The following is a 19,182-nucleotide window of genomic DNA, read 5'->3' as shown; positions in this document are numbered from 1 at the left end:
AGCAAGAGTTGAGCCAGCCTGCAGACCTGCTGATCCACGCCCGCTGGATCGTTCCCGTCGAGCCCGCGAACGCCGTACTCGAGCGCCATGCCGTCGTGGTGCGCAACGGGCGCATCCTGGCGATACTGCCGCAGGATGAAGCACGCTCGCGCTATCACGCACCCGAATCGTTCGAACTTGCCGATCACGTCCTGATTCCGGGGCTGATCAATCTTCATGCGCATTCAGCGATGACGCTGATGCGCGGCATCGCCGACGACCTGCCATTGATGCGCTGGCTGCAAGAGGCGATCTGGCCGGCTGAAAGCAGGCACGTGTCCTACGCTTTCGTCCGCGACGGGACCTTGCTGGCGGCGGCTGAAATGCTGCAGGGCGGAATCACTACCTGCAACGATATGTATTTCTACCCCGACGCGGCCGCTGAAGCGTTCGACCAGGCGGGAATGCGCGCCGTCCTCGGCATTACCGTGCTCGAATTTCCCACGCCCTACGCCAGCGACGCCGACGACTATCTCCGCAAGGGACTGGCGGCGCGGGGTCAGTGGCACACTCATCCGCGGATCGGTTTTTCGCTCGCACCGCACGCGCCGTATACGGTTTCGGATGAAACCCTGGTGCGCGTCGCCAGCCTCGCGGCCGAACTCGACACGACGATCCACATCCACCTCCACGAGACGCTCCAGGAGATTCAGGACTCCCATTCCCGGTACGGCGTCCGTCCGCTCACCCGACTCGCGCGACTCGGGCTGCTTGGCAGCAATTTGCTCGGGGTCCATGCGGTTCATCTCGACCAATCCGATTTCGACCTGCTCGCCCTGCATGGTTGCAGCATTGCGCACTGCCCCACTTCGAACATGAAGCTGGCAAGCGGTATCGCACCGGTTGCCCGCTTGAGAGAAGACGGCATCACGGTAGGCTTCGGCACCGACGGCGCAGCCAGCAACAACCGCCTTGATCTCTTCCAGGAAATCCGTCATGCCTGTCTTCTTGCGAAGGTCTCCACCCTCGACGCCACCGCGATTCCTGCCCATGCCGCCATCCGGATGGCGACACTCGATGCCGCCCGCGCCCTGGGAATGGGAGACCGGATCGGGTCGATCGAACCGGGCAAGGAAGCCGACCTTTGCGCCGTTGCGCTGGACCGGATCGAAACACGCCCCTGCTTCAATCCTGCCTCGCATTTGGTCTATGTTGCAGGACGGGAGCACGTCTCCCACGTATGGGTCGGTGGAGAAATCCGTGTAAATAAAGGGAATTTGGTGTTGCAATTAAACGACAGCGAATTGCTCGCGCTTACTACACTGTGGCAAACTAAGCTTGGTAGCTGAACTGGATATGTTTGGCTCTTACTCTTGGCGGGTACTGCAGAATTCGATTCGCCCGGTTAATCAGTCATCCCCACTCATCCTCCTGCCCATCGACGAGGAAATCATGATCAAACAGACTAAAAAGCAGATGTTCATACTGGCCGCAATCGCCTCGATCGGCCTCTCCGCACCGGCCGCGTTTGCGCAGGCAAAGGATGTCGTGGTCGATGGCAAGGGCGAGATCCCCTACGTTATCGATTCGCGCAACGTCGTCGCGCGTAGCGGTACCGGCCTGTGCTGGCGCACCGGCTACTGGAGCCCGGCCGCTGCCGGTACCGCGATGGCGGGTCAGTTCCCGGCGGGTTGCGAATGCGATAGCGATATCGTGCCGAAGGAAAAGTGTACGCCGGCAGTGATCCCAGCGGCAGTTCCCGCCCCGGCTCCGGCTCCGGCGCCGAAGCCCACCGCTGAAAAGATCAAACTCTCGGCCGACACCCTGTTCGATTTCGACAAGGCCGTCCTCAAGCCCGAAGGCAGGACCAAGCTGGATCAGCTGGCCGAGCAGGCGAAGAGCGTCAAGCTGGAAGTGATTCTCGCGGTCGGCCATACTGACCGCCTCGGCTCCGATGCCTACAACCAGAAGCTGTCCGAGCGCCGTGCGAACGCCGTGAAGACCTACTTGGTTGGCAAAGGCGTCGAAGCAAACCGCATCTATACCGAAGGCAAGGGCGAGCGCCAGCCAGTCACGGGCACCAGTTGCTCGGACAAACTCGGTCGCACGGCTCTTATCGCATGCCTGCAGCCGGATCGTCGCGTCGAGGTTGAAGTGATCGGCACGAAGTAACCGATCCACCCGAGTGCCTGTGAAGGCCCTGCCCCGGCAGGGCTTTTTCATTTGGCCAGCGAAAGGGGAACACGGCTGCGCCGCACTGGTCCCATCGTGACAAAAGACTTCAGGCAATGAACATGAATGCAGACCCCGCAGAACTGCAGAAATTCAGCGAACTCGCCCACCGCTGGTGGGACACCACGTCCGAATTCAAACCCCTTCACGAAATCAACCCGTTGCGCCTCGACTGGATAGACAGGAATGCGGGGCTTGCAGGCAAGCGTGTCCTGGATATTGGATGTGGCGGAGGAATCCTGTCCGAGAGCATGGCGGCCGCAGGCGCTCATGTCACAGGCATCGACCTGTCAGAAAAGGCTCTCGGCGTCGCTCGCCTTCACCTGTTCGAAAGCGGCCAGAAAGTCGACTATCATCATGCGAGCGCCGAGGAATTCGCCGCGCAACATGCTGGTGAGTTCGACATTGTGACATGCATGGAAATGCTCGAGCATGTTCCTGATCCGGCAAGCACAGTGGCCGCGTGCGCCCAACTGGTCCGACCCGACGGCCACGTATTTTTTTCAACAATCAATCGGAATTTCAAAGCCTATCTATTTGCAGTCCTCGGAGCCGAATACATCCTGAAGTTATTGCCGCGCGGCACGCACGATTATGCTAAATTCATCATGCCATCCGAACTCGCGCGGTATTGCCGCCAAGCCGGCTTGGAAATCGCCGAATTGCTCGGCATGAGCTACAGTCCATTGACACGCGTGTATTCACTCGAAAATGATACCGACGTGAATTACCTCATTCACGCGAAACGCGCAGCCTGAGTATCGTAGAACTCGCCAAGGAAGCTCTGATCTATTCAGAACTCATTGGAGTACTGGAGCCAGGGCAATCGCACCTACTTTGCATGAATGGTTGTAAAAGCGCGTTTACTTTCATGAGCTTAACAAGCCCCTGTTCACAGCGTCACATTTTGTGTAGTTTCCTGCCTTTTTGGGCATCCCATGAAGGCAGGAAACATCATGCCGCTGACGCAGGTGTTCGTCTCGGTTCCCGATCCGCGCAGCAAGCGGCACAAACGCCACGATCTTTCCGAATTGCTGACGGTGGCCGTGTGCGCGGTGCTCTCGGGCGTGGACGACTTCGTCGATATCGAGTTGTGGGCCGAGGCCAAGATCGACTGGTTGCGAGGCTTCATGAAGCTTGAGCACGGCATCCCGTCGCACGACACGATCGGGCGCGTGTTCGGCATGATCGCGCCCGACGAGTTTGAAGCGGCGTTTCGGCGCTGGGTCGGCATGGTGGTGCCCGCGCTGGCCGAGGATACGGTCGTTGCCATCGACGGCAAGACGAGCCGCCGAACCGGTAGCAAAGGCAAAACACCCAGTACGCCGCTGCACATGGTCAGCGCTTTTGCGGCAGGTATGGGTGTCGTGCTGGGCCAGACGGCCACGGCCGAGAAATCGAACGAGATCACCGCAATCCCCGAGCTGCTCGCCAAACTGGCACTCGAGGGCTGCGTGGTGACCATCGATGCGATGGGCACGCAGACGAAGATCGCGCGCACGATCCGCGATCGGGGCGCCCACTACGTACTGTGCGTGAAGGACAACCACCCGAAACTGCTCGACTCGATCATGTTTGCAGGCATCGGGCCGAAAGGGCCTCTGACACCGAGTTCGACGCACGAAACCAGCACGCCTGGCCACGGGCGTACCGAAATCAGACGATGCTGGGCGTACGATGCGACCGATCGGCTCTACAAGAGTGAGGACTGGCAGGACGTGGCCAGCTTTGCCGTGGTCGAGCGCGTGCGTACGCTCGGCAATCGCACCAGCACCGAGCGCGCCTACTACATCAGCAGCCTGCCGGCCGATGCAGAGCGCATCGCTCGGGCCGTACGCAGTCACTGGGAGGTAGAGAGATAGTCCGTACGCAAATGACAAAAACGGACGTGCTCGCTGCTCCGGTGGGTGGGAATCACATAGTGGATTTCCACCGCGGTGTCGGTGACGATGACCCGGTCGATCAGCAGTTCGACCAACTGGCGCTTCTGCTCGAAGCTGACGTTATCCAGTCCAGCGCGTACGCGGGCGCAGAAGTTCTCGATGGCGATGGCGGTGCCGGCGAGTTCCTCATGCCGGTCGGCTTGGGCGGACAACTGGCGTTCCTGTTCCGCCAACGCCTGATCGCGCTGTTCCAAGTCGCGACGCCGCCGCTCATACTCAGGCAGGGCAATGACGTCGTGCAGGTAGGCTTCCGTGAGGCGGTCGATCTGTTGGCCCAGGCTGACCCGGCCTTGGCGCAGGTTCTCCCGGCGTGCCTGCAATTCCTGCGGCAACCAATGTCCGCCGTGCGCCCGTTCCAGCGCCCGCGTGAGTTCAGCCGGGTGGGTCAGCACTTCGCACAAGTCGCGCCACACCAGATCATCGAGTTGGCCGGCCGGAGCAAAACGCGCATGGCAAGGCTCACGCCCCAACATGGCCCATTTGAGCTTGCTCGAACACATGTAATACGAATAGGGAGAACGGACCGCCGTGCGACCGATACAGGCATACCGGCAGTAGCCGCAGCTGACCAGCGCCCGCAGCAGGTAGGGGTGCGCCGTGTTGTTGCGCTGCGAAAAGCATCGATTCTTCGCCAACTTGCTTTGTACCCGATCAAACTGCTCGGTGGTCACGATGGCCGGCACCGTCGCCACCGCAATCCATTCGGCGCGTGGCACCGGGATGCGGCTTTCGTGCGGCCGGCCAATCGGGTGGGTCGCCGAACGCCGGATGCGTGGTGGGCGGTAACGTACTCGTCCAGTATAGACCTGGCCGGTATAGGCGGGATTCGTCAGTATCCCGTGCAAGGTGGCGACTGCCCACACCGACTTGCCGCCGGGCGACGGGATATGACGCCTGGCAAGCGTGCGCGCCAGTTGCAACAGGCTCACCTGGGGCTCCAGATAAAGCGCAAAGATTTCCGCCACCACGGCGGCCTCGCCGGCTTCCAGGACCACCCCGCCCGGATCGCGCGGCCGATCGGGATGAAGGCGGTAGCCGTAGGGCGCCCGCGTCCAGGGCAACAACACCCCGGCGCGCAGCTTGGCCAGACGGCCACGGCGCATCCGTTCGGTGATGAGGGTGCGCTCGTATTCGGCCACCCCGAGTTCGACAGTTCAGGCCCAAAATGCCCGTTTTTGAGAAACCCGCCCCAGTAGTCATGCGGGTTTCAGCCCGTTTTTCCCAAAAGTCTTGTGGTGGCACGTTTGTAACATAAACTACCTTTCTTGACGGCGGATGCAGTACTGCTAAAGTGGCGGCATGTTCGTCAAGATCACCACCTCCGGCGGCCGCCGCTACGTCCAACTCGTCGAGTCCTACCGGGATGATGCCGGCCGGGTGAAGAAGCGCACTGTGGCGACCCTTGGCCGACTCGACCAGGTGGGCGGTGAGCTTGATTCCGTGATCAACGGACTGCTCAAGGTCTCCGGCCGAGAACCCCTGGGTGAGCGCCCTGCACCCCCTTCGGTCGCGTTCGAATCGGCCCGCGCGCTGGGCGACGTGTGGGCCCTTACCGAGCTGTGGAAGGAGTTGGGCTTCGGGGCGCTGCGTCGCGTGTTTCGCCGTACGCGCCACACGACCGATGTCGAGGCGCTCATCCGCGTGATGGTGCTCAACCGCCTGTGCGATCCGGACTCCAAGCTCGGCGTGCTGCGCTGGCTCGAGACGGTGGCGCTGCCCGAGGTCGACGTCAAAACCGTTACGCATCAGCAACTGCTGCGCAGCATGGACGCGCTGATGGATCACCAGGCGGCGGTCGATGCGGTGGTGACCGGCCTGCTGCGCCCGCTCGTCGATCAGGACCTGTCGGTCGTCTTCTACGATCTCACCACGATCCGCGCCGAGGGATTCACGACCGTGGCCGGCGACGTGCGCGCCTTCGGCATGGCGAAAGAGGGGCTCATTGCCCGCCAGTTCATGCTCGGCGTGGTACAGACGGCCGACGGGCTTCCGATCTACCACGAGGTGTTCGCGGGCAACGCCGCGGAGACGACGACGCTGCTCCCCACGCTCGCCACCGTGCTCGAGCGCTTCCCCGAAGTGCGCCGGCTCATCCTCGTGGCCGACCGCGGGCTGCTGAGCCTGGACAACCTGGAGGCGTTGGAGGCGGTGCGACTGGCGAACGGCGCACCGCTCGAATTCATCATCGCCGTTCCGGGCCGGCGCTATCACGAGTTCGCCGAGTTGCTCGACCCCTTCCAGCGCGCGCACTGCGCGCAGGCCGCCGAGGAGGTGACCGGCGAGCTCGCCTGGCAGGCGCGCCGGCTCATCATTGCCCACGATCCGGCCACAGCGGCGCAGCAGACGGCGCGGCGCAACGAGCAGATCGCCGCGCTCGTCAGCCAAGGCGAGCAATGGGCGGGCAAGCTCGTCGAGCAGGACGGCGGGGTCAAGCACCGCGGGCGCAAGCTGTCGGACAGCGGCGCGAAGGCGCGCTTCTACCACGCGGTGTGCGAAGCGCATCTGTCCAAGATCATCCGCGTCGATCTCAAGGCCGAGCTCTTCTGCTACGAGATCGATGAGACGGCCCGCGGACTGGCCAAACTCATGGACGGCAAGCTCCTGCTCGTGACCAACGCGCAGGAGCTCGCCCCCGCCGAGGTCCTCACCCGCTACAAGGCCCTCGCCGACATCGAACGCGGCTTCAAGGTGCTGAAATCCGAGATCGAGATCGGGCCGGTCTATCACCGGCTGCCCGAGCGCATTCGCGCGCACGCCTCGATCTGCTTCATGGCGCTCATCCTTCACCGGATCATGCGCACGCGCCTTCGTGCGGCGCACACCAGCCTCACCCCCGAGCGCGCGCTCGAGCAACTGCATCGCATCCAGCATCACCGCGTCCGACTCGGCGGCTCCGAGCCGGTAACCGGGGTGTCTTCCATCAACGCACACCAGAACGAGGTCCTCAGTGCCCTTCGGGTGAAAAAACCGGTCGCACCGCAGCAGCTGACGCTGTTGTAGGGGCACGTTTGAAAATCGTGCTTAACTAAATCAGATAGTTACGAGATTAACTGTCGAACTCGGGAGCACCGGCTCGCGGAGCGAAAGCAGAGCGCTCACGTCATCCACGGGAAACACAGAATGACGATGCGCTCACGCCCGAGAGGCGGGAGGGGGGGTTTTGGCGGTTGCCATCAAAAAAGCCGCCTTCCTGGCTGGGAAGGCGGCTTTTCGGGCAATTGGGTAGTCTGACGATGACCTACTTTCGCACCCGGATTGGGCACTATCATCGGCGCGGTCCTGTTTCACGGTCCTGTTCGGGATGGGAAGGGGTGGTGCCAGGATGCTATGGTCGTCAGACTGTAAGGGGTAACAAAGCGGGGAAGCAAAGTGTGTGGGGGGTGTGATGCGTATTGGGTGAGTTGTCGCGGTGTTGATCCAGGGTTATAGGATCAAGCCTCACGGGCAATTAGTATCGGTTAGCTCAACGCATTGCTGCGCTTCCACACCCGACCTATCAACGTTGTGGTCTTCAACGACCCTTCAGGGGGCTCGAGGCCCCGGGGAAGTCTCATCTTGAGGCGAGTTTCCCGCTTAGATGCTTTCAGCGGTTATCTCTTCCGCACTTAGCTACCCGGCGATGCGACTGGCGTCACAACCGGTACACCAGGGGTGCGTCCACTCCGGTCCTCTCGTACTAGGAGCAGGTCCTCTCAAACTTCCAGCGCCCACGGCAGATAGGGACCAAACTGTCTCACGACGTTTTAAACCCAGCTCACGTACCACTTTAAATGGCGAACAGCCATACCCTTGGGACCGGCTACAGCCCCAGGATGTGATGAGCCGACATCGAGGTGCCAAACTCCGCCGTCGATGTGAACTCTTGGGCGGAATCAGCCTGTTATCCCCAGAGTACCTTTTATCCGTTGAGCGATGGCCCTTCCATACAGAACCACCGGATCACTATGACCTGCTTTCGCACCTGCTCGACTTGTCGGTCTCGCAGTCAAGCCGCCTTTTGCCATTGCACTATCAACACGATGTCCGACCGTGTCTAGGCGACCTTCGTACTCCTCCGTTACCTTTTGGGAGGAGACCGCCCCAGTCAAACTGCCTGCCATGCACGGTCCCCGACCCGGATTCACGGGCCAAGGTTAGAACCTCAACGACACCAGGGTGGTATTTCAAGGTTGGCTCCACGAGAACTAGCGTCCCCGCTTCACAGCCTCCCACCTATCCTACACAAGTCCCGTCAAAGTCCAATGCAAAGCTACAGTAAAGGTTCATGGGGTCTTTCCGTCTTGCCGCGGGGAGATTGCATCTTCACAAACATTTCAACTTCGCTGAGTCTCAGGAGGAGACAGTGTGGCCATCGTTACGCCATTCGTGCAGGTCGGAACTTACCCGACAAGGAATTTCGCTACCTTAGGACCGTTATAGTTACGGCCGCCGTTTACCGGGGCTTCGATCAAGAGCTTGCACCCCATCACTTAACCTTCCGGCACCGGGCAGGCGTCACACCGTATACGTCCACTTTCGTGTTTGCACAGTGCTGTGTTTTTAATAAACAGTCGCAGCCACCGATTCTCTGCGGCCCCTTCGCCCTTCGGATGTACTCCTACAAGCTAATGGGGCATACCTTCTCCCGAAGTTACGGTATCAATTTGCCGAGTTCCTTCTCCTGAGTTCTCTCAAGCGCCTTGGTATTTTCTACCTGCCCACCTGTGTCGGTTTGCGGTACGGTCGATTCTGGACTGAAGCTTAGAGGCTTTTCCTGGAAGCATGGTATCAACCACTTCGGGCTCAAAGAGCCCTCGTCATCACGCCTCAGCTCAATCCCCGCGGATTTGCCTACGGGGCACGCCTACACGCTTAAACCGGGACGTCCAACACCCGGCTGGCCTAACCTTCTCCGTCCCCCCATCGCATCCAGAACCGGTACGGGAATATTGACCCGTTTCCCATCGACTACGCATTTCTGCCTCGCCTTAGGGGCCGACTCACCCTGCGCCGATGAACGTTGCGCAGGAAACCTTGGGCTTTCGGCGAGGGTGCTTTTCACACCCTTTATCGCTACTCATGTCAGCATTCGCACTTCCGATACCTCCAGCATCCCTCTCGAGACACCTTCGCAGGCTTACGGAACGCTCCCCTACCATCTCTTGCGAGATCCGCAGCTTCGGTTCATGGCTTGAGCCCCGTTACATCTTCCGCGCAGGACGACTCGACTAGTGAGCTATTACGCTTTCTTTAAAGGATGGCTGCTTCTAAGCCAACCTCCTAGCTGTCTGGGCCTTCCCACTTCGTTTCCCACTTAGCCATGTATTTGGGACCTTAGCTGGCGGTCTGGGTTGTTTCCCTCTTGTCCCAGGACGTTAGCACCCCAGGACTGTCTGCCGTATATCACTTTGCGGTATTCGGAGTTTGCTATCGCGGGGTAGATCGCAGTGACCCCCCCAACGATTACAGTGCTCTACCCCCGCAAGTGTCCGTACGACGCACTACCTAAATAGTTTTCGGGGAGAACCAGCTATTTCCGGATTTGTTTAGCCTTTCACCCCTATCCACAGCTCATCCCCTAATTTTTCAACATTAGTGGGTTCGGACCTCCAGTGCGTGTTACCGCACCTTCATCCTGGCCATGGATAGATCATCCGGTTTCGGGTCTACGCCCAGCAACTCAATCGCCCTTGTCAGACTCGGTTTCCCTACGCCTCCCCTATTCGGTTAAGCTCGCTACTGAACGTAAGTCGCTGACCCATTATACAAAAGGTACGCAGTCACCCCCTGACGGAGGCTCCCACTGTTTGTATGCATGCGGTTTCAGGATCTATTTCACTCCCCTCCCGGGGTTCTTTTCGCCTTTCCCTCACGGTACTGGTTCACTATCGGTCGATCACGAGTATTTAGCCTTGGAGGATGGTCCCCCCATCTTCAGACAGGATTTCTCGTGTCCCGCCCTACTTGTCGCACGCTCAGACCCGCCAGCTACTTTTCGCATACGGGACTATCACCCTGTATCGTCGGACTTTCCAGACCGTTTTGCTAAGTAATTGGTTTAGTCGTGCAGGCTCATCCCCGTTCGCTCGCCACTACTTGGGGAATCTCGGTTGATTTCTGTTCCTGCGGCTACTTAGATGTTTCAGTTCGCCGCGTTCGCCTCCTCAGACCTATGGATTCAGTCTGGGATACTCCAAAAGGAGTGGGTTTCCCCATTCGGACATCGGGGGATCAAAGCTCCATTGCCAGCTCCCCCCCGCTTTTCGCAGGCTTGCACGTCCTTCATCGCCTGTGATCGCCAAGGCATCCACCACATGCACTTAGTCGCTTGATCCTATAACCATGGACCCTGTCACCAGGGCACCACCGCCATAGACGAACTCACGCTTGTGCTCGCCGCCCCCCGCCGCTGGTTCAAAGCGCGGAGGACCGCAAAAAAATGCAATCACACCAACCCATGCAACAGCCCGCCTTGCGGCCAACTGTCGCACACTTTACTTCTTCCACTTTGTTAAAGAACGCAGCCTCAAAAACCTGCCAAGGCCTAAGCCCTGCGGACACCATCCGCACGGCTTAGCCCTTCGACGCCTGCCCACCCCAAACGCTGGTGGAGGATGACGGGATCGAACCGTCGACCCCCTGCTTGCAAAGCAGGTGCTCTCCCAGCTGAGCTAATCCCCCGCTTGATCGCTTGGTGGGTCTGGTTGGGTTCGAACCAACGACCCCCGCCTTATCAAGACGGTGCTCTAACCAGCTGAGCTACAGACCCTCATGCCTCGAGGCTCTTTGCCTGAACAACCGATAAGTTGTGGATACTGGGCCGCCGCGGCCTCATCTCTTGAAAGGAGGTGATCCAGCCGCACCTTCCGATACGGCTACCTTGTTACGACTTCACCCCAGTCATGAATCTCACCGTGGTAAGCGCCCTCCCGAAGGTTAAGCTACCTACTTCTGGTGAAACCCACTCCCATGGTGTGACGGGCGGTGTGTACAAGACCCGGGAACGTATTCACCGCAGCATGCTGATCTGCGATTACTAGCGATTCCGACTTCACGTAGTCGAGTTGCAGACTACGATCCGGACTACGATCGGCTTTGTGGGATTGGCTCCGCCTCACGGCTTGGCAACCCTCTGTACCGACCATTGTATGACGTGTGAAGCCCTACCCATAAGGGCCATGAGGACTTGACGTCATCCCCACCTTCCTCCGGTTTGTCACCGGCAGTCTCGTTAAAGTGCCCAACTCAATGCTGGCAATTAACGACAAGGGTTGCGCTCGTTGCGGGACTTAACCCAACATCTCACGACACGAGCTGACGACAGCCATGCAGCACCTGTGTCCTGGCTCCCGAAGGCACTCCTCGATCTCTCAAGGATTCCAGGCATGTCAAGGGTAGGTAAGGTTTTTCGCGTTGCATCGAATTAATCCACATCATCCACCGCTTGTGCGGGTCCCCGTCAATTCCTTTGAGTTTTAACCTTGCGGCCGTACTCCCCAGGCGGTCGACTTCACGCGTTAGCTGCGTTACTCAGAAAGTTACCTTCCCGAACAACTAGTCGACATCGTTTAGGGCGTGGACTACCAGGGTATCTAATCCTGTTTGCTCCCCACGCTTTCGTGCATGAGCGTCAGTATCGGCCCAGGGGGCTGCCTTCGCCATCGGTGTTCCTCCACATATCTACGCATTTCACTGCTACACGTGGAATTCCACCCCCCTCTGCCGTACTCTAGCCGTGCAGTCACAAGCGCAGTTCCCAGGTTAAGCCCGGGGATTTCACACCTGTCTTACACAACCGCCTGCGCACGCTTTACGCCCAGTAATTCCGATTAACGCTCGCACCCTACGTATTACCGCGGCTGCTGGCACGTAGTTAGCCGGTGCTTCTTCTGACAGTACCGTCATCCAGGCACGCTATTCACGCGCCCGATTTCTTTCCGTCTGAAAGAGCTTTACAACCCGAAGGCCTTCTTCACTCACGCGGCATGGCTGGATCAGGCTTGCGCCCATTGTCCAAAATTCCCCACTGCTGCCTCCCGTAGGAGTCTGGGCCGTGTCTCAGTCCCAGTGTGGCTGATCATCCTCTCAGACCAGCTACGGATCGTCGCCTTGGTAGGCCTTTACCCCACCAACTAGCTAATCCGACATCAGCCGCTCCAATCGCGCGAGGCCCGAAGGTCCCCCGCTTTCCCCCTCAGGGCGTATGCGGTATTAGCTACGCTTTCGCGTAGTTATCCCCCACGACTGGGTACGTTCCGATGCATTACTCACCCGTTCGCCACTCGCCGGCAGGCCGAAGCCCCCGCTGCCGTTCGACTTGCATGTGTAAAGCATGCCGCCAGCGTTCAATCTGAGCCAGGATCAAACTCTTAAGTTCAATCCAACAAAGTACTCAAAATCATTACTGACTCGTGAGCACTCAATCTTTGCAATGCCAAAACTGCCCGAAGGCAATTCTTCACCGCAGCAACCCAGTACCCACACTTATCGGTTGTTCAACTTTTTAAAGAACCGCTGCGATGCAGCGAGAAAGAGATTCTGACCAACTTTGCTGCCGCTGTCAACCCCCTCCGATCCCTTTCCTGCCAACCGGGGAGACTCCCTCTACCGCCACCTCGCACCGCACCGCACTGCCAAAACCCCCGGTGCCGCGAAGAGGGGCGAATTATAGACAGATCTCCGGGGCAGTCAACCTATTATTGCAGCGACGCCACTCGAAAAATAAAACGGTAAGCTCTCCGTAGCCGTAGAATTTCGGCCTCGAACCGATGGACTTCCCATGAAACAGTATCTCGACCTGATGCACCATGTCCTCGATCACGGCGACCAGAAATCCGACCGGACCGGGACCGGCACACTTTCGACCTTCGGTTGGCAGATGCGGTTTAATCTCGACGACGGCTTTCCTCTGCTCACGACGAAGAAGCTGCACATCCGGTCGATCATTTACGAATTGCTGTGGTTTCTGCGCGGTGATACCAATATCCGCTACCTCAATGAGAATGGCGTCTCGATCTGGGACGACTGGGCTGACGAGAATGGCGAGCTCGGTCCTGTGTACGGCAAACAATGGCGCCGCTGGGAGACCGCAAACGGGACCACCATCGACCAGATCGCACAACTGATCGACGGATTGAAGCGCAATCCCGATTCGCGACGCCATTTGGTTTCAGCGTGGAATCCGGGAGAAATGGCCGGAATGGCGCTTCCGCCGTGCCACGCGCTGTTCCAGTTCTATGTTGCGGGTGGCCGGTTGTCCTGCCAGTTGTACCAGCGCAGCGCCGACATCTTCCTCGGGGTGCCGTTCAACATTGCGTCCTACGCGCTGCTGACGCTGATGGTGGCCCAGGTTTGCGGGCTGCGAGCCGGGGATTTCGTGTGGACAGGGGGTGATTGCCACCTGTATCTCAACCATCTCGATCAGGCACGTCTGCAGCTTTCCCGGCAACCGCGCGCCTTGCCCCGGATGATCGTAAATTCCCGCGTCACGGACATCTTCGGATTTCGCTTCGAAGATTTTCGTCTCGAAGGCTATGACCCCCACCCCCATATCAAAGCGGAGGTGGCCGTATGAGCGCGGGCAAGCGGCAAGTGATCATCATCGCGGCGACTGCGCGGAACGGCGTGATCGGAAGAGACAATAAATTGCCGTGGCGGCTCAAGGCGGATCTTGCCCGTTTCAAGGAAACGACGATCGGACATTCCGTACTGATGGGGCGCAAAACCTGGGAATCGCTGGGGCGGCCGCTACCCGCTCGACGCAATCTGGTCGTCACGCACGACACCAATTACTCCGCGACCGGGGCGGAGGTTTTTCCAGATCCGGAAACAGCGCTCGAGGCCGCGAGCAACGAGACCGTCTTCGTCATCGGCGGCGCCGAAGTGTATCGCCGGATGCTCGACAGGGCCGACGCACTGCTACTTACGGAGGTGCACGCCGACGTAGCCGGAGACGCGCATTTCCCGGCGTTCGACCGGGGAGACTTCGACGAGGTGAGGCGCGAAAGGCACGACGCAGACGCGCATAACGAATTTTCGTTCGATTTCGTGGAGTATCGGCGCAAGACACGCTGAACCGAAGCTCGCTCCCGGTTCAGCGTCGTCGGTCAGTTCTGCCTCACGCAGTCGACGTAATAGTCGAACCGTCCCTCTGCATGTTCCCTGACGAGGCCGTGGATATCGGTCTCGAACCCTGGAAAGCCCGCGTTGAAATCACGCGCGAACTTAAGATAACGCACGATCGTCGCGTTGAAACGCTCGCCCGGAATCAGTAGCGGAATCCCTGGCGGATAGGGCGTGACGAGCATCGCGGTGACGCGCCCTTCCAACTCGTCGATCGGCACGCGCTCGATCTCACGGTGCGCCATCTTGGCGAACGCATCGGCCGGCTTCATCGCCGGAACCATATCCGACAGATACATCTCGGTGGTGAGCCGTGCAATATCGTACGACTTGTAGAAACTGTGGATCTGCGCGCACAAGTCCTTCAGGCCGACTTTCTCGTAGCGCGGATGCTTGGCAATGAATTCTGGCATTACGCGCCATAACGGCTGGTTGCGGTCGTAGTCGTCCTTGAACTGCTGCAGTTCCGTCACCATCGTGTTCCACCGGCCCTTCGTGATGCCGATCGTGAACATGATGAAGAACGAGTACAACCCAGTCTTTTCGACGATGATGCCGTGCTCGGCGAGATAACGGGTGAGGATCCCGGCCGGGATGCCGGAATCGGCAAAGTCGCCGTCGACGTCCAGCCCCGGCGTAATCACCGTCGCCTTGATCGGGTCTAGCATGTTGAAGCCCGGCGCGAGATTGCCAAAGCCGTGCCAGCGTTCGCCGGCCTTGAGCATCCAGTCCTCCCGCTCACCGATCCCCTCCTCGGGCAGGTATTCGGGCCCCCAGACCTTGAACCACCAGTCGGAGGGTCCGAACTCGGCCTCCACCTTGCGCATCGCGCGACGGAATTCGACTGCTTCCGACAGGGACTCGTCCACCAGCGCCGGCCCGCCGGGGGGCTCCATCATCGCCGCCGCGACGTCGCACGAAGCGATGATCGCGTACTGCGGCGACGTCGAGGTGTGCATCAGGTAGGCTTCGTTGAAGATGTCGCGGTCGAGCTTGCGAGTCTGCGAGTCCTGCACGAGGATTTGCGAAGCTTGGGACAGACCGGCCAGCAGCTTGTGCGTCGACTGAGTCGAGAACACCATCGATTTCTCGCAGCGCGGGCGGTCGGCGCCGATCGCGTGGTAATCGCCGTAGAAGTCATGAAACGCGGCGTGCGGCAGCCAGGCTTCGTCAAAGTGCAGCGTGTCGATCTCGCCGTCGAGCATCTCCTTGATCGTCTCGACGTTGTACACAACCCCGTCGTACGTCGACTGCGTGATCGTCAGGATGCGGGGCTTCTTGCCAGCGCTCGGGCGCGCGAACGGGTTCGCCGCGATCTTGCGCCGGATCGTCTCCATGCTGAATTCTTCCAGCGGGATCGGTCCGATGATGCCGTAGTGGTTGCGCGTCGGCGTCAGGAACACCGGCACCGCGCCAGTCATGATGATCGAGTGGAGAATCGATTTGTGGCAGTTGCGATCGACGACGACGACGTCGCCGGGTGCGACCGTCGTGTGCCACACCATCTTGTTTGACGTCGAGGTGCCGTTGGTGACGAAATAGAGATGGTCGCAGTTGAAGATGCGCGCGGCGTTGCGTTCGGAGGCGGCCACCGGACCCGTATGGTCAAGCAGCTGACCGAGTTCCTCGACCGCGTTGCACACATCCGCGCGCAGCATGTTTTCACCGAAGAACTGGTGGAACATCTGCCCGACCGGGCTTTTCAGGAACGCCACGCCGCCGGAATGGCCCGGGCAGTGCCACGAATACGAGCTGTCGGCGGCGTAATGCACCAGCGCGCGGAAGAACGGCGGCGCCAGGCTCTCAAGGTAGTTCTTGGCTTCGCGCACGATGTAGCGGGCGACGAACTCGGGCGTGTCCTCAAACATATGGATGAAGCCGTGCAGCTCGCGCAGCACGTCGTTCGGGATGTGCCGGCTGGTACGGGTTTCGCCGTGGATGAAGATCGGGATGTCGGCGTTGCGCAATCGGATCTCGACGACGAATGCGCGCAGCTCGGCGATGGACTTGTCGGACGCCTCCGGCGAAGAAAACTCCTCGTCGTCGATCGACAGGATGAAGGCCGAGCCGCGGCTTTGCTGCTGCGCGAACGAGGTCAGGTCACCATAACTCGTGACGCCGAGCACTTCCATGCTCTCTTCCTCGATCGCCTTGGCCAGCGCGCGAATGCCGAGGCCGCTCGTATTTTCCGAGCGGAAATCCTCGTCGATGATGATGATCGGAAAGTGAAAGCGCATCCCTCTTCTCCAGCTTCTTGCGTTGGGGCAATGGGCATGATACCCATGTGAACCCTGCTTCCCGGTTACCGAAAAGCACAAGGGGCCGTCAGCCGGCCCCGTTCGTCGTGTGGTCCGCGCGCAGCGGATCGAGTCGATGAATCAGATTTTCGGCAACGTCACGCCCGTCTGGCCGAGATATTTGCCGCCGCGATCCTTGTACGACGTTTCGCACACCTCGTCGGCCTCGAAGAAAAGCATCTGCGCGATGCCCTCGTTCGCGTAGATCTTCGCCGGCAGCGGCGTGGTATTCGAAAACTCGAGCGTCACGTGACCTTCCCACTCGGGCTCCAGTGGCGTGACGTTCACGATGATGCCGCACCGCGCGTAGGTCGACTTGCCGAGGCACACCGTCAGGATATTACGCGGGATACGAAAATACTCGACCGTGCGCGCGAGGGCGAACGAGTTCGGCGGAATGATGCACACGTCGCCGACGAAATCGACGAAATTCCGTGCATCGAAGTCCTTCGGGTCGACGATCGTCGAGTTGATGTTGGTGAAGATCTTGAATTCATTCGCGCAGCGCACATCATAGCCGTAGCTCGAGGTGCCGTACGAGACGATTTTCCCCGTGCCGTTGTGGCGGACCAACTCGGGCGCGAACGGTGCGATCATCCCCTGCTGTTCCGCCATGCGGCGAATCCATTTGTCGGACTTGATGGACATGGGGTGGCGTTTCCTCCGGGGCCGGCCCGGCACCCGCCGGACGCGAAAAATCGGCTAGTTTAGGCTAAGCGGTGTCCGACCGGAAGCGGGAAAAATCGATTCCGCGGCCGGCCCGCTTTCACGTGCTCTTGATGACGATGCTCGGGAACTTGTGCGTCATGTCCTTCGCCTTGACGGCCACGCGTGCCGCAACCTTGCGCGCGATCGCCTTGTAGAGCTCCGCGATGCGACCTTCCGGATCGGACACGACGGTCGGCGCCCCGCCATCGGTTTCCTGGCGGATCTGCAGATCGAGCGGCAGCGCGCCGAGAAAAGGCACGTTGTAGTCGGCGCACAGGCGCTCGCCCCCGCGAGTACCGAAGATCGCCTCTTCGTGGCCGCAATTCGAACAGATGTGGATGCTCATGTTTTCGACGACGCCGATGATCGGCACGCCCACCTTCTCGAACATCTTGAGTCCCTTGCGCGCATCGAGCAAAGCGATGTCCTGGGGTGTCGTGACGATCACGGCGCCAGTCAGCGGCACGCTCTGCGACAGCGTGAGCTGGATGTCGCCGGTGCCCGGCGGCATGTCGATGACGAGGTAGTCCAGATCTTTCCAGTTGGTTTCCTTCAGCAACTGGTTGAGGGCCTGCGTCGCCATCGGGCCACGCCACACCATCGGCGTCTCGACATCGACGAGGAAGCCGATGGACATTACCTGCAGGCCGTGCGCCTGGAGCGGCTCCATCGTCTTGCCGTCGAGCGACTCCGGACGCTGGTCGCCGATGCCGAGCATATGCGGCTGCGACGGACCATAGATATCCGCATCGAGCAGTCCGACTGTCGCACCTTCTGCCGTCAGCGCAAGGGCGAGGTTCACGGCGGTCGTGCTCTTGCCGACACCCCCTTTCCCGGAAGCTACGGCGATGATGTTCTTGACGCCCGGCAGCAGCTTCACGCCCTGCTGCACCGCGTGCGCGACGACCTTGCTGTGTACGTCGATCGTCGCCCGCCCCGCACCGGGAATCGCGGCGATCGCGGCGGCGAGCATTTCGCGGATCGATTCATGCTGAGTCTTCGCCGGGTAGCCGAGCTCGAGTTCGACGCGAACGTCGCTGCCGCTGATGCTGACATTCCTGACACAGCGCGTCGAAACGAAATCCTTGCCCGTGTTCGGATCGACAACGCCCTTGAGCGCTTCGGTGACAGATTCCTGGGTGAGACTCATGGTGACATATCCTCGGCGATCGGCAGCCCGCGATTCGGGCCTCAAGAGGGTAAATCATACCTAAGCCTGCGTGCCTGCTCACCCTCTTGTTCATCAGGGTCATTCTGTCAGCCTCCCCCACGCGGTAAAATGCGCCGCTCGACGAGCTGACTCCCCCGAACTGATTCCCTTCACCACCCGGGATTACCCACAGCATGAAACGATTTTCGCTATTCGTCCTGATTGGCGTGAGCGCGCTGCTGTCGGCCTGCGCCACGACGACTGCGACACCACCTCCCGCCGCCGTGACCCCGGTCCATCGCGCCGTGCCCGTCGCGAGGAACGCGGCCTTCGACTGGTCCGCCGAACGCAACCGCATCGTCAAACGCTTGAGCGGCTCCAGCGAGATCGCAACTCAGGTACGCGACGATGGCACCCTGCAACTGCTGCTCCCGGGCGCGGAAGCCTTTTCCCGTGGCGGCACGGAACCCCAACCGGCCCTGACCGCGAGTCTGGACCGTGTCGCATCGGCCCTGGCTCCGTCCCCCGAGGTCGAAATCCGGGTGTTCGGTCACACTGACAGCCTGGACAGTGAATTGCACAATCTGCAGCTTTCGATCCAGCGCGCCGAAACCGTGGCGGAGCATCTGCGCCGCCGCGGCATCGCGCTTACTCGTCTTCATGCCGACGGCAAGGGCGAAGCCGAGCCGATCGCCGACAACGCTACCGAGGCGGGACGCGCGAAGAACCGCCGCGTCGAGATCGTCCTGCGTCCGTTCGAATAGTCCCGCAG

Annotated in this window: 11 protein-coding genes, 2 tRNA genes, 3 rRNA genes and 1 pseudogene; 8 read left to right on the top strand and 9 right to left on the bottom strand. The window is 60.1% G+C overall.

Features of this window, described 5'->3' with window-relative positions:
- Positions 1-8: 8 nt before the first annotated feature.
- The 4 genes and pseudogenes from pbN1_RS14460 to pbN1_RS14445 all read left to right on the top strand — a co-directional run.
- Entirely contained in the window at positions 9-1,328 is a 1,320-nt protein-coding gene (locus tag pbN1_RS14460) for a TRZ/ATZ family hydrolase (RefSeq protein WP_169201915.1), read from the top strand.
- A 103-nt stretch (positions 1,329-1,431) separates the two neighbouring features.
- A complete protein-coding gene (locus pbN1_RS14455; RefSeq protein ID WP_169201922.1) occupies positions 1,432-2,151 on the top strand; it encodes an OmpA family protein in 720 nt (239 codons plus the stop codon).
- 116 nt (positions 2,152-2,267) lie between these two features.
- Positions 2,268-2,969, top strand: a complete 702-nt coding sequence (ubiG, locus tag pbN1_RS14450) for a bifunctional 2-polyprenyl-6-hydroxyphenol methylase/3-demethylubiquinol 3-O-methyltransferase UbiG (protein ID WP_169201916.1) — start codon at positions 2,268-2,270, stop codon at positions 2,967-2,969.
- Between the two features lie 180 nt (positions 2,970-3,149).
- Positions 3,150-4,067: pseudogene (locus pbN1_RS14445) on the top strand (ISAs1 family transposase); the annotation flags it as partial.
- Here the strand turns inward: pbN1_RS14445 and pbN1_RS14440 are convergent.
- Entirely contained in the window at positions 4,052-5,257 is a 1,206-nt protein-coding gene (locus tag pbN1_RS14440) for a recombinase family protein (protein ID WP_244857264.1), read from the bottom strand. The pseudogene pbN1_RS14445 and the gene pbN1_RS14440 overlap by 16 nt on opposite strands.
- Before the next feature lie 196 nt (positions 5,258-5,453).
- Here pbN1_RS14440 and pbN1_RS14435 point away from each other — a divergent pair, with 196 nt between their 5' ends.
- Complete coding sequence (locus pbN1_RS14435) at positions 5,454-7,154, top strand: IS1634 family transposase (RefSeq protein WP_169201070.1); 1,701 nt, start codon at positions 5,454-5,456, stop codon at positions 7,152-7,154.
- 225 nt (positions 7,155-7,379) lie between these two features.
- Here pbN1_RS14435 and rrf read toward each other — a convergent pair.
- The 5 genes from rrf to pbN1_RS14410 all read right to left on the bottom strand — a co-directional run bounded on the left by rrf (position 7,380) and on the right by pbN1_RS14410 (position 12,510).
- Positions 7,380-7,493 (bottom strand): 5S ribosomal RNA (rrf, locus tag pbN1_RS14430).
- A gap of 88 nt (positions 7,494-7,581) precedes the next feature.
- Positions 7,582-10,467: ribosomal RNA gene (locus pbN1_RS14425) — 23S ribosomal RNA — on the bottom strand.
- A gap of 271 nt (positions 10,468-10,738) precedes the next feature.
- Positions 10,739-10,814 (bottom strand) — tRNA-Ala (locus pbN1_RS14420).
- 11 nt (positions 10,815-10,825) lie between these two features.
- Positions 10,826-10,902, bottom strand: a tRNA-Ile gene (locus tag pbN1_RS14415).
- Between the two features lie 72 nt (positions 10,903-10,974).
- A 16S ribosomal RNA gene (locus pbN1_RS14410) occupies positions 10,975-12,510 on the bottom strand.
- Together the 16S, 23S and 5S rRNA genes with 2 tRNA genes alongside form the textbook arrangement of a ribosomal RNA operon.
- Positions 12,511-12,912: 402 nt before the next feature.
- Here pbN1_RS14410 and pbN1_RS14405 point away from each other — a divergent pair.
- Entirely contained in the window at positions 12,913-13,707 is a 795-nt protein-coding gene (locus tag pbN1_RS14405) for a thymidylate synthase (protein ID WP_169202213.1), read from the top strand.
- Positions 13,704-14,207, top strand: coding sequence for a dihydrofolate reductase (locus pbN1_RS14400; protein WP_169202214.1), 504 nt, complete (start codon positions 13,704-13,706; stop codon positions 14,205-14,207). Before pbN1_RS14405 ends, pbN1_RS14400 begins: the two co-directional genes overlap by 4 nt.
- Positions 14,208-14,239: 32 nt before the next feature.
- Here pbN1_RS14400 and pbN1_RS14395 read toward each other — a convergent pair whose 3' ends face one another.
- The 3 genes from pbN1_RS14395 to apbC form a co-directional block, all read right to left on the bottom strand.
- Positions 14,240-16,492 carry an arginine/lysine/ornithine decarboxylase gene (locus pbN1_RS14395; RefSeq protein ID WP_169202215.1) on the bottom strand — a complete coding sequence of 751 codons (2,253 nt, stop codon included), beginning with the start codon at positions 16,490-16,492 and terminating at the stop codon, positions 14,240-14,242.
- A gap of 141 nt (positions 16,493-16,633) precedes the next feature.
- On the bottom strand, positions 16,634-17,200 hold the full coding sequence (gene dcd / locus pbN1_RS14390; RefSeq protein ID WP_169202216.1) for a dCTP deaminase: 567 nt from the start codon (positions 17,198-17,200) through the stop codon (positions 16,634-16,636).
- A gap of 118 nt (positions 17,201-17,318) precedes the next feature.
- Entirely contained in the window at positions 17,319-18,410 is a 1,092-nt protein-coding gene (gene apbC, locus pbN1_RS14385; protein ID WP_169202217.1) for an iron-sulfur cluster carrier protein ApbC, read from the bottom strand.
- A 227-nt stretch (positions 18,411-18,637) separates the two neighbouring features.
- On the opposite strand from apbC, the gene pbN1_RS14380 reads away from it, so the two are divergent.
- The gene (locus tag pbN1_RS14380; RefSeq protein ID WP_244856970.1) at positions 18,638-19,174 is read left to right on the top strand and encodes an OmpA family protein; all 537 of its coding nucleotides are present in this window, start codon (positions 18,638-18,640) and stop codon (positions 19,172-19,174) included.
- Positions 19,175-19,182: the final 8 nt, after the last annotated feature.

The organism is Aromatoleum bremense (assembly GCF_017894365.1).
Taxonomy (GTDB): Bacteria; Pseudomonadota; Gammaproteobacteria; order Burkholderiales; family Rhodocyclaceae; genus Aromatoleum; species Aromatoleum bremense.
The sequence above is the reverse complement of the archived record's forward strand: the minus strand, read 5'-3'. Positions and strand labels throughout refer to the sequence as shown.